Source organism: Arachidicoccus sp. (assembly GCF_050436765.1).
Taxonomy (GTDB): Bacteria; Bacteroidota; Bacteroidia; order Chitinophagales; family Chitinophagaceae; genus Arachidicoccus.
This window is the reverse complement of the sequence record NZ_JBNQGD010000086.1, coordinates 1-12,695: the sequence shown is the minus strand read 5'-3', so window position 1 is coordinate 12,695 and position 12,695 is coordinate 1. Positions and strand designations below refer to the sequence as shown.

The 12,695-nt window shown below is 37.3% G+C and carries 6 protein-coding genes; all 6 read left to right on the top strand.

The annotated features are described in order from the left end of the window. A partial coding sequence (locus ACQR30_RS03670) for a SusC/RagA family TonB-linked outer membrane protein (protein WP_429731412.1) occupies positions 1-2,325 on the top strand: 2,325 nt, incomplete at its 5' end. A gap of 23 nt (positions 2,326-2,348) precedes the next feature. Next, complete coding sequence (locus ACQR30_RS03665) at positions 2,349-4,334, top strand: RagB/SusD family nutrient uptake outer membrane protein (RefSeq protein WP_429731409.1); 1,986 nt, start codon at positions 2,349-2,351, stop codon at positions 4,332-4,334. A gap of 33 nt (positions 4,335-4,367) precedes the next feature. Further along, the gene (locus ACQR30_RS03660; protein WP_429731406.1) at positions 4,368-5,594 is read left to right on the top strand and encodes a DUF5000 domain-containing lipoprotein; all 1,227 of its coding nucleotides are present in this window, start codon (positions 4,368-4,370) and stop codon (positions 5,592-5,594) included. A 58-nt stretch (positions 5,595-5,652) separates the two neighbouring features. After that, on the top strand, positions 5,653-6,915 hold the full coding sequence (locus ACQR30_RS03655; RefSeq protein WP_429731404.1) for a DUF4998 domain-containing protein: 1,263 nt from the start codon (positions 5,653-5,655) through the stop codon (positions 6,913-6,915). A gap of 892 nt (positions 6,916-7,807) precedes the next feature. Then, complete coding sequence (locus tag ACQR30_RS03650; protein WP_429731415.1) at positions 7,808-10,813, top strand: SusC/RagA family TonB-linked outer membrane protein; 3,006 nt, start codon at positions 7,808-7,810, stop codon at positions 10,811-10,813. 6 nt (positions 10,814-10,819) lie between these two features. Further along, entirely contained in the window at positions 10,820-12,502 is a 1,683-nt protein-coding gene (locus ACQR30_RS03645) for a RagB/SusD family nutrient uptake outer membrane protein (RefSeq protein WP_429731401.1), read from the top strand. Positions 12,503-12,695 lie beyond the last annotated feature (193 nt).

Genomic DNA, 12,695 nt, shown 5'->3' with positions numbered 1-12,695 from the left:
GCCAATGAGTCCGTATTGACCAGAAGCCCTTTAAGCCCATTGCCCTATCTACAAACGAAGATTGATCATACAATCAAAGGAGACGATCCTTTGTTATACCCCAATAATGATTGGATAAAGGAACTAATAAAGAACTCTACCAACAATTTAAGAACTAATTTAAATATTAGCGGGGGAAGCGAGAAAGCAAAATATTATTTGGCGATGACATATAATATGGATAATGGGAACTTAAAAGAAAATTCTTTGAATGGCTTTAATAATAATATCAAACTCCAATCTTATTCAATCCTATCCAATGTTACGTTAAAACTTACTAAATCAACGACGGCACTTGTCAGTTTAAAAGGACAATTTGATGGCTATAACGGACCAATTGGTGGAGGAACAAGTGTTTATAATAGTGCTTTATGGAGCAACCCAGTGGCTTTCCCTGCCGTTTATCCATCTGATTTATTACCATATGTTCATCATCCTTTATTTGGGAATGCTATTATGACCGGTACCACAAATTCATTATACAACAATCCATATGCGCAATCTTTATCAGGATTTCAAAGCTATAATACGAGTACTATGACTGCCCAATTAAGCTTGAACCAAGATTTAAATATGATTACAAGGGGATTATCCGCTAGAATAATGTCTTACACAACACGATATGCTTATTTCTCGGTATCCCGGCAGGTTAGCCCGTATTATTATAGTGGAAATATTGTAAATGGAGAATTAAATGGCATATCCTTAATCAATGATGGTAGCGCTGGAAATCCTTTTCCTGTGCCTACCGAATACCTCACTTATTTACCAGGCTCTAATGTAGTAAACACCACAATATATACTGAAGCTGCTGTTAATTATTCAAGAGTATTTAATGAGAAACATGCTTTTGGAGCGATGTTGATTGGTACAGTAAGAAACTATCTTACGGGAAATGCGCCCTCATTACAATTATCGTTACCTTCTAGAAATGAGGGAGTTTCAGGAAGATTTACTTATGGTTACGATAATAGATATTTGATTGAATATGATTTTGGATACAATGGTTCGGAAAGGTTTGCGGCCAATCATCGCTTTGGTTTTTTCCCTTCAATAGGTGGCGGTTGGGTTGTCTCTAATGAGCAATTTTTCAAACCAATACTAAAAGTAGTTAATCAACTTAAATTTAGATTTACTTATGGTCTGGTAGGGAATGATCAAATTGGGAATGATAATGATAGGTTTTTTTACTTGTCTCAAGTTGGTTTAGATGGAACATCCGTGGGTAATTTTGGTACGAATTTTACTTATAGTCGGCCTACGGTATATATAAATCGGTATGCAAATCCAGATATCACTTGGGAACAATCCAGACAAACCAATATCGGTTTAGATGCGACATTCTTACATGACCTAAAACTAACGGTAGATGCTTATAGACAATATCGAAGTGATATATTAATGACTAGAAGTACGATTCCGACAACTATGGGCTTACAAACTGCTATATCTTCCAATACGGGCAAGGCGTCTAGCGAAGGAATTGATATTGCACTTGATTATAATAAAACGTTCGGCAACTCTTTTTGGATTCAAGCCCGTGGTACATTTACTTATGCAAGGAGCAAAGTATTGGTAAATGAAGAACCAGACTATTCTACCGCAGACGCGAATCTGTCAAAAGTGGGACATTCAATGAACCAAATGTATGGACTCGTAGCTGAAAAACTCTTTACAGATGACATTGAAGTAAGCAATTCTCCAACTCAGTTTGGAAATATATTGGCCGGAGATATTAAATATAGAGATATAAATAACGACGGCAAAATTACCACGGATGATTATGTTCCACTAGGTCAGCCAACTGTGCCTGAAATATTATATGGATTTGGATTTTCAGTTGGATATAAAAACTTTGATATAAGCGCATTTTTTCAAGGAGTAGGGCGAACTTCTTTTATGATTAATCCTGCTAATATTACACCTTTTGCCAATCAAAATGGATTACTTCAGATCGTTTCCCAAGATCATTGGTCAGATAATAATAGAAATCCGTATGCTTTTTGGCCGCGGCTTAATAGCACTTTTTCTGATAATAATGATCAATCTTCTTCTTGGTGGTTAAGAAATGGGGCCTTTATGAGATTGAAGTCGGCTGAACTAGGATATAACGTCCCTTCCAAAATTTTAAAGAAGTTTCACTTAACAAGTAGTCGCATATATTTAAATGGTACTAATCTATTAACCTTTAGTGCATTTAAATTGTGGGATCCGGAAATGGGTGGTTCTGGACTCGGTTATCCCATTCAAAAAGTAGCAAATATTGGTATTCAAATAGGATTCTAAGTTTAAAAATTAAATATATTATTATGAAATATAAAATACATAATTACAAAATAAAAAAAACCAGAAGCCGCCGAAATCTGATGGACGGTGCAAAACAAATTGCTTTAATGGTTTTATTTGTGTTTTGTTGCGCATCCTGTAAAAAATCTTTTCTAAATGTTGTCCCCGATAACATAGCGACTATTGACAACGCGTTTACTTCAAAGGTAGAGGCTGAGAAATATTTAATGACTTGTTACTCCTATATGCCTATCGATGTTGACCCTACCTACAACGTTGGACTCACTAACGGAGACGAAGTATGGATTGAAGACAACGCGATTAATATGCGGGTTACAAATGTGGTAGAACTACCTAGAGGCGGTCAAAACACATCGAACCCAATAGCAAATTATTGGGATGGTACAAGAGATGCTAATGCGAATTTCAAAGCTATAAGAGATTGCAATATATTTATTGAAAATGTTAGCGATAGATCTAAAATTCCCGATCTTGATATAGATACTAGAATTAGATGGATCGCTGAAGCACAATTTCTTAAAGCATTTTACCATTTTATATTATTTCGAGCGTACGGGCCTATCCCGATTATTGATAAGAATTTACCAATCAATGCACCTTTGGCCGAAACTCAAGTAAAAAGGCAACCAGTTGACAGTGTGGTAAATTATATTTCTAACTTATTAGATTCGGCAGCCGTAAATTTACCCGCTTCTATCACAAATACTGCATCTGAACTTGGACGTATAACGAAGCCTATTGCATTAAGCCTTAAGGCGAAATTATTAGTTACTGCGGCTAGCCCTCTGTTTAATGGCAATTCAGATTATAATGCTTTCAAAGATAAAGACGGGACGCTTCTTTTCAACGCTACTTATAGCGTTACAAAATGGCAAAGAGCAGCTGCAGCCTGCAAAGCTGCAATTGATTTGTGCGCCGCACAAGGAATTTCTTTGTATGTTTTCCCACAGCAAACTTATGCACTATCCGACACGACAATGACCCAAATGAGCATTCGAAATTCTATGAGTGAACCATGGAATAGTGAGCTTATTTGGGGATTGACCACAAATAATGTCGGAGGTTTTAATTCGTTCTTTCAAAGAATGGGCGCTGCTCCTTTTGATCGCACTTTTATTGCAAACGGTGGTATTACTTATGGTTCAGCAGCAATGGGACCTACGATCAAATGTGCTGAAATGTTTTATACTAAAAACGGTGTGCCAATTGATGAAGATAAAACGCTTAATTTTTCCAATATTTCAGAATTAAGAGTGGCCACACATGATGAACGTTTTAATATAAAAGAAGGAGAAATCACCGCCAGATTAAATTTTGATAGAGAGCCTCGTTTTTATGCTGACTTAGGCTTCGACCGATCTATTTGGTACATGGCAAATAGTCCCTCAAAGACAGACGAGAATACTTTTTATCTCTTTTCGCGTGCTGGAGAATTTGGCCAGAACTCACCCGTCCCCATTTGCGGTTATTTCATGAAAAAAATAGTTAACTGGCATATGGATTGGAATACCGGCACTTTTCCTCCTTATCCTTACCCTGAAATGAGGTTAGCAGGTTTGTATCTATTGTATGCGGAGGCGCTAAATGAAGCTAATCCAACACCCACAGCCGATGTCTATAAATATATAAACCTTGTTAGAGCTCGAGCCGGACTAAATACAGTTCAGTATTCTTGGGATAATTATAGTACCAATCCAGGAAAATATAAAACTCAAAGCGGAATGCGCTCGATTATTCAACGAGAAAGAAGTATAGAACTTTGCTTTGAAGGCGATCGTTATTGGGATTTATTAAGGTGGAAGCGTGCAGCTACCGAGCTCACTGGCAATATTACAGGTTGGGATAGAACCGGTCGAACTCCTGATTTATACTACCGCCAGTTGACCTATTATACTAGACATTTTGTAGCTCCAAGAGATTACCTATTCCCCATTGAAGGCAATGATTTATTAAATGATCCTAATCTTGTTCAGAATCCCAATTGGTAATACTTGAAATTATTGATATTGTAAAAAAATAATATGAAAAAACAGAAATTAATAAACTATATCTCCTTACTGTGCTTTGGATTAATGTTTAGCAACTGTACACAAAAAACGCTAAATAAGCCAGTGGTTACAAATAACCAAGCACCAGATGTAGTTACAAATATAAAAGTGTCGAATCAGAACGGTAAGGCAGTCCTTACCTACACGCTGCCCAAAAATCAGGATCTTTCTTATATTAAGGCCGATTATGAAACTTCTCCGGGAGTTATTACTGAAGCAACGGCATCTCGTTATACAAATACCTTAACGTTAAATGGCTTTGGAGATACATTAGCACATATTGTAAAATTGGTTTCCATAAATTCAAGTGGTATTGCATCGGCTTCGGTTGAGGTTACAGTTCATCCATTGACTCCTGGTTTTATTCTTTCTAGGAAGTCTTTAAAGATACAAACGACCTTCGGTGGCTTTACCATAAATTGTGTCAATCCTACCAATGATAATCTAGCGATTGTGTCAATGGTAGACACTTCGGGCAATGGCACCTGGGTGCAAACAGTAGGAATGGATAATGTATACAGTAATGACTCAGTGATTTCAGCGACAATACATAATCAACCCTCAGTTCTTCGTAAATATGCATTTACGATAAGGGATCAATGGAATCATTATTCTGATACTTTGTTTCAAACAATGACGCCGGTATTTGAACAAATGCTCGACAAATCAAAATGGAACACATTAACGCTACCTAACGATGCACAAATATTAAACAATGGCGGCTGGTGCTACGAATATTATATGTGGGATGGCGATAGCCATCCAGGCTGGCCGCATACTTATTTTACTGTTGAAGCTGCCACAGGACCACAAACGGCAACTATTGACCTCGGTAGTCAACATACATTTAGCCGTTTCCAGGTGAACCCCTATTTGGAGGTCGGAAACAATTATTATGTAAGAGGTAACCCTAAAGACTTCGAAATATGGGGATCCAATTCTCCCGATTTGTCTAATCCAGAACCCGATATCTTATCAGATCCGACCTGGACTAAATTGGGAACATTCCATGTGATAAAGCCTTCGGGATCTCCCTACCAAACAGAAACGGCAGCGGATCAAACTGCCGCATATACTGGTTGGCAATTTGATTTTCCAACAGGTTTAGGTGCTTATCGGTACATAAGAATCCGCAGCTTATCCAATTGGCAGGGGTCATATTTTCTCACTATAGCAGAGTTCACATTATGGGGAAATTAGTTGGCGGAAACGGCGAGGATTGAAGAAACCTTTTATTAACTACTAAATTTAAGCATTAATGAAATTTAATAAATATAAGACAGTTTATATTACTGTTCTTCTGACATGCATTTTGTCAGCCTGTTCTAAAATTGATGATTATCGTAAAGAATATATGTCTAATGGATCTATAATATACACCGGCAAAATGGATTCGGTGCATGTCTTATCTGGAAGGAACAGAGTAATGATTACCGGACTATTTACTTCTGATCCTAATATTGTAAAATATAGAGTTTTTTGGAATGGATGGCAAGATTCCACTGAGGCGTCAGTTAAGCGAACTTCAGGAGTAGATACAGCAAAAATTATCATAAGCAATTTACCCGAAGGGCAAATGAGTTTTGAAATAAAGACTTACGACATAGCAGGTAACAGTTCTATTGGAGTCTATGAAACGGCTAGCGTTTTTGGCGACTTATATCAAAGTTCAATTGTGAATAGAGGAATTGAAGACGCCTCCATGCAAGAAGATGGATCGGCACTAATATCTTGGGCAGATGTAAATAGTGCAGCGGGTGTTTTAAACATGGAAATTACTTATCCGGACAGCAATGATGTGATTCATGATACTTTAATTAATGCCAAGATTACCGGACAAACGACGGAATTGCCTGCTTATAAATTAGGTAGTCCATTTAGTTATAAAACGGCCTATTTGCCTGCACCAAATTCAATAGATACTTTTTCTACTTCTTTTCAATCACATACAGTAAAGGCAGATGTAACAAAATTATATTTGTCTAATACTGGTCCAAATTTTCAACATGCCTCCTTTGATGGTAGATGGGGTGTATTAGCCGCACCATGGATTACCAATGCAGCAGCAATGAATAAAGATGGTGGTGTGAATGGTGGATATACTTCGGATTCACGGTGGGGAAGTGCTGGAATGATAAATTGGGAGACCTGGGGTAATACACCTGTGACAGATGGGAAAATATATCAACCGACTAATCTTCCGTTACCGGCTGGCAATTATACTATTACATTCCACTATTATTCCGAGATTCAATCTAATTCTTCAGTTTATTGTATAGTGGCAGCAGGCAATAGCGGAATACCTTCTCTCATAAATATTTCCAGTTCCTTGGGCTACACATTATTGTATAATGGAGCGCCGGTTGGTAAAACATCTCCCAATTTAGATGAGGTAAGAAGTTTCTCTTTTACATTGGCTAGTCCGCAGATTGTATCCATCGGATTTTTGGGCAATTTAGTAGGGAATGGTAATCCTGGAAACTATTTTGTTATCGAATATATCAAGCTTATACAGAATTAAGATTGATTTATAAATATTGTAAAGTGCTTAAAAAGAGTTTTGGCATTGGCCAATTATTACGCGTATCATCATTATATATCGCCTGGGGAACGAATACCCCAAACAGATGAACGTTTGACAAGCTTTTATTAATTATGTTTTTCAACAGCAGGAGGGCGTCTAAGGTTTTAGACGCCCTCCTGCTGTTTTTGGTTAATTGTGGTGGAGATAACAAAGCATAGAAATATTGCCTAATTCTCGATGTCTTAAATTTTTGAAAATATTGATTAAGCGTTATTATATTTATTGTAACCCGCTAAAGCGCCATAATAATGTATCATCCAAGTGCGTTTTTTTCTATTGCGTCGTCTTTGCCCGAATGATAAATCACTTTGGTGTAAATTAATCAACTGAAGCAAATAGGCAGCAATTCTATAATTTTCTAAATGTCTAATTTATACTTCTCCATCTAAAAGAATAATATGTCGACTCTAGAGAACTACTGTTAAAAAATAATGAAAATACCCCCTCTTTTTTATCAATTTCCCCCCTTCTTTTGTCGGGGTGGGTTGTTAATTTGCACTAACAATTGTGTGTGAATCGTGTATTATGGAAATCATTTATAAAATCTATAATAACGGTTAAATCAAAGATTGTCTATTAGCCACTAAAATATAAAATCAAGTCAAATGCGAACATTAAAAAAACGACGGAGTCGTAACGAAATTTTGAATATCGAGGGTCAATCTTGCAATGGTATTTGTTTACAAACTTTAAAATCATTTGTTATATGAATTTCAATTTTATTTTTCCTAAAATGGAAAATAGAAAATCAAGACCTGTATCAAGGTTCATATGTCTTCTCTTAGTTTCATCTTTTCTTATTTCAACCTCCGTTATTGCGCAAAATAAGGTGGAGTTGAAAGGAAAAGTAACAAATGAAGAGGGAACACCGCTTGCCAATGTCTCTGTTTTGTTAATCGGCACTAAAGAGGGTACAATAACCGATTCTAATGGCATATTTGATATTTCTGTATCACCTTCATCATCACTAAGTTTCACATCAATAGGATTTGAAAGCCAGAAGATAGCGGTTAAAAATCGAACAAATTTAACTGTTATTCTAAAAAATGCACAGATCAGTTCATTGAATGACGTAGTTGTTGTTGGGTATGGAACACAAAAGCGTGCGACATTAACAGGGTCTGTGTCCGAAGTAAAAGGAGCTGATTTGGTAAAAAGCCCTCAGCCCAATTTATCCAATTCTCTTGCCGGACGTTTCTCGGGTATTATTGTAGATAATCGTTCAGGAGAGCCTGGTTATGATGGCTCAAGTATTAGCATCCGAGGATTAGCGACAACAGGTAACAATGATGTGCTTGTTGTGGTGGATGGTGTTCCGGGACAATTAGGTGGCCTGGAAAGATTAGACCCCAATGATATTGCGAGCATTACAGTGTTGAAGGATGCTTCTGCTGCTATTTATGGAAACCGGGCTGCAAATGGTGTTATCCTCGTAACAACCAAAAGAGGAGCGCTAGGAAAGCCAGTTATTAATTATTCTTTTAATCAAGGATTCAGTTCTCCAACTCGCTTGCCTAAAATGGCTGACGCAGCGACCTATGCCCAGATTATGAATGAAATCGACTATTACGCCAGTCCCAGTAAAGGAATGAATCAAGCTTATACCAGTGAACAGATACAAAAATTTAAAGATGGTTCGGACCTGTTGAATTATCCAAATACGAACTGGGAAAAGCAAACTTTAAAAAATGTGGCTTCACAAAGCCAGCATGACCTTAATGTTTCTGGAGGGAATGAAGACGTAAAATATTTTGTATCACTGGGTACCATTTCACAAAATGGAATCTATAAGAATGGAGCGACTAAATATCATCAATATAATTTTCGCTCAAATATTGATGCAAACGTAACCAGTAGGTTCAAAGTAAGTTTATCGCTTGCAGGAAGAGATGAAGACAGACAATATCCTCAGGTGGGCGCGGGAGATATTTTCAGATCAATATACAGGGGGAAACCAATAGTGGGTGCATTTTATCCGAACGGACTACCCACAACCGGTATTGAAAATAACAATCCTGCATTACAGGTTACCAATATTGGAGGCCTGAATCATAATCCAACACAATACTTTAATGGCATTTTAAAAGGAAGTTATAGTATTCCTGGTATTGAAGGATTGTCTCTGGATGGATTTTTATCGGCTGATAAATCCTGGAATTTTGACAAATCATTTAGTCAACCATATTTGCTTTATTCTTATGACCCAACTTCTAATAATTATAATAGCGTTGTTGTTGGAGGTTCTGCCGGAAAGGCTTCTCTTTCAGAATCGCAGATAAATCAGTCTTTAACTACCTCCAACATTAAGTTGAATTATGTGCATAGTTTTGGGAAGCATCATCTAGATGCATTCGTAGGTTATGAACAAAGCAAGAACCATTCTGAAACTTTTGGTGCTTCAAGAATGAATTTTCCAACGCTGCAAACACCCGAACTATCTGCAGGCGGTACAGCCGCAACAGATCAAAACAATTATGGCAGCAGCTACAACTTTACCAGAACTAGTGTCATTAGTAGGTTAGCTTATAATTATGATGAAAAGTATTTATTAGAAGGTCAGCTTCGTGTTGACGGATCATCAACTTTTCCATCGGAGAAACGATATGGTTATTTCCCATCTATTTCTGCAGGGTACATAATTTCTAAAGAGAACTGGTTCAAAAATGATATCGTCGATAATTTAAAAATCAGAGCCTCCTACGGTACTTTAGGAGATGACAATGTAGGTTTATTTCAATATTTTCAAAATTATTCCTTCAATAGTGCCTATGTTTTGAATAGCGGCAGTGGCAATTATATTACGCCGGGGATTGACCTTATAAAACTCGCCAACCCGGGCATTACTTGGGAAACGGCCAGAAAGACCGATCTGGGAATTAACGCTACTATATTGAAAAACTTTACTTTAGAAGCAATCCTATTTTGGCAAAAAAGATCTAACATTTTAACGACAAGAAATGCTTCTTTACCGGGTACCTCCGGCATTGTGAACCCTTATAATTCAGATCCTTTAGTGCCATCGGAAAATATTGGCAAAGTTAATAATAATGGATTTGAAGGAACTTTGGGCTATAATCATCCGGGTAATTTTTCTTGGGGTATTTCTGGAAATTTTACCTATGCTAAAAATAAAATCATATTTATTGATGAGGCAGCCGGGACCTTGCCTTATCAGAGACAAACTGGAGGCTCTTTAAATACCTATTTGTTATATAAGTCAATTGGTATTTTCAGAACACAAACGCAACTAGATTCCATTCCGCATGTATCCGGGGCTCAATTGGGAGATCTGATTTATCAGGACTACAATCATGATGGAAAAATTACTGCCGATGATCAGATAAGAAGCAAATACGGGAATATCCCTCGAATTACTTATGGGTTGAACCTGTATGCCAGTTTCCATAATTTTGATCTATCAGCTGTATTTGCAGGTCAAGCGCAGGTTAGTCAATATGTATTACCGGAGGCAGGGAGTATTGGCAATTTTTATAGTAGTTGGGCAGATAATCGATGGAGTCCTTCAAATCCAAACGGGACTTATCCTAAAGTTTCCGATAGATCCTCAAGCGCTATAAGTGGAGGATTGTATAACAATACTTTTTGGCTGAATAACGCATCTTTTGTTCGTTTAAAAAATGTTGAATTAGGATACCAGATTCCGGAAACCATTTTGAAAAATATACATATTTCCAGCCTAAGAGTTTTTGTAAATGCATTTAATCTTTTCACTATTTCTCCGGTTAAAGATTATGATCCGGAAGGGACTAGCGGAAGTGGGCAGTTTTATCCTCAACAAAAAATCATTAACGTAGGTCTAAACCTCAAATTTTAATTCTTTATGAAAAAGTATTTCCATATAACCATAGCTGCAGTAGCGATAACAATAACATTGTTGCTTTCGTCTTGTCAAAAAAACTATTTAAATATTAATCCCACCGATAGAGTGTCGGATGTATCTATAATCGGAGATTCTTCCTTATTTGAAGATTATGTTATTAATCGATATCTAGGTGTAAAATTGCAAGACAAAGAAGGAGAGGGCACTCCTCCCGGTTTCGGTCGCGGATTTGAATACTCTATGTGGAGTTCAGTGACCGATGAGTCTATTTACAATAACGACGACAACAGTTGGTTAATACAACGTGATCAGCTGGCCCCGGAAAACCTGGGAATAGCTAGTACCATTTGGGGTCGTAGTTACAGAAGCATCAGAGAATGCAACTATGCCATCCAAAATATTGATAAAGTTCAAATGAGTGCGGATCATCGTAGTAGATTGTTAGGTGAATTGAAATTTATTAGAGCTTTCAGATATTTTGATTTAATCAGAAATTACGGAAGAGTGGTGCTTACAGGAGATAAGGTGTATAACTTAACCGATAATTTAATCACAGATACAGCTCTTTTTCATCGTTCAAGTTTAAGTGATTGCATTAATTATACCGCTGCTCAATTTGATACTGCTGCTGCGCTACTTCCTTTAAATAATGATGGTAATTGGGCGCTTGGTAGAGCAACAAAGGGGGCGGCATTAGGGCTAAAGGCAAGGTTACTTTTATATGCTGCTAGTCCTCTCTATAATGTAGGTTCATGGAGTGCTGCTGCCGCTGCCGCAAAGGCGGTGATGGATTTAGGCAAGTATAGCCTTTCTCAAGGTGGTTATCGTAATTTGTTTTTAGATGAGAACAATAATGAAATTATTTTTGAAAGACTTTACACCATCAATGCCAGACATGTATGTTTGGAAATCGCTAACGGGCCTAACGGATATGACGGCTGGGGCGGTAATGTACCGCTGCAGAACTTGGTAGATGATTATGAAATGAGCAACGGTAAATCCATTACCGATCCTACCTCAGGCTATGATCCGACACATCCATATGATAATAGAGATCCACGTTTTTATGCTACCATTTTATACAATGGTGCTCAATACCGTTCAAGCACAGTTCAGACCTACACTCCAGGTGGGAAAGATAGTAAAGATGGCCCTTCTAACTGGAATACGTCAAAGACTGGATATTATTTAAAGAAATTTATGGATGACAATAATCCCATTGATAATCCTTGGTCTGTTGCTGGCAATCAGCCATGGATTTACCTGCGTTATGCTGAAATATTGTTGGATTATGCCGAGGCGCAGAACGAGGCAGTAGGGCCTGATGCGACGGTATACAATGCAATTAATAGTATTAGAGCTAGAGCCACCGTAAATATGCCAGCTTTACCTAGTGGTCTTTCTCAGCCCCAAATGCGCATGGCGATTAGAGAAGAACGTAGAATTGAATTGGCATTTGAAGAACAAAGATTTTATGATGTTCGTAGATGGAAAATTGCAGACTCAACAGAGAATGTACCGGCTTATGGTATTTCTATCAATAAGTCTGGTGATACATTTACATACAATAAAATAATTGCATTGGATGGTCGTAAGTTTGAAGACAAAGAATATTGGTTACCGATTCCTCGTGCTGAAATTCAGGCGTCCAATAATCAATTGGAACAAAATCAAGGTTATTAAAGGTATATTTAATCTATTTAATAAAAGAAGATAAAATGAAAAGCATTTTCCTATTAATGTTTAGTTGTGTTTCAGTCCTTTCTTGTCAAAAGAATGTAAATGGGCAGCCGGAAGTCAGCCCGGTAGAACCTCCTATTGCAACAGTGGATACCGTAATAAGTAATACGTCCAATTTTAAAGGAGTGAATTGGGC

What these genes read in the sequence shown, in the direction of transcription:
- ACQR30_RS03665 (WP_429731409.1), top strand. Translation starts at nt 2,349, where the DNA reads ATGAAATATAAAATACATAATTACAAAATAAAAAAAACCAGAAGCCGC.
- ACQR30_RS03660 (WP_429731406.1), top strand. Translation starts at nt 4,368, where the DNA reads ATGAAAAAACAGAAATTAATAAACTATATCTCCTTACTGTGCTTTGGA.
- ACQR30_RS03655 (WP_429731404.1), top strand. Translation starts at nt 5,653, where the DNA reads ATGAAATTTAATAAATATAAGACAGTTTATATTACTGTTCTTCTGACA.
- ACQR30_RS03645 (WP_429731401.1), top strand. Translation starts at nt 10,820, where the DNA reads ATGAAAAAGTATTTCCATATAACCATAGCTGCAGTAGCGATAACAATA.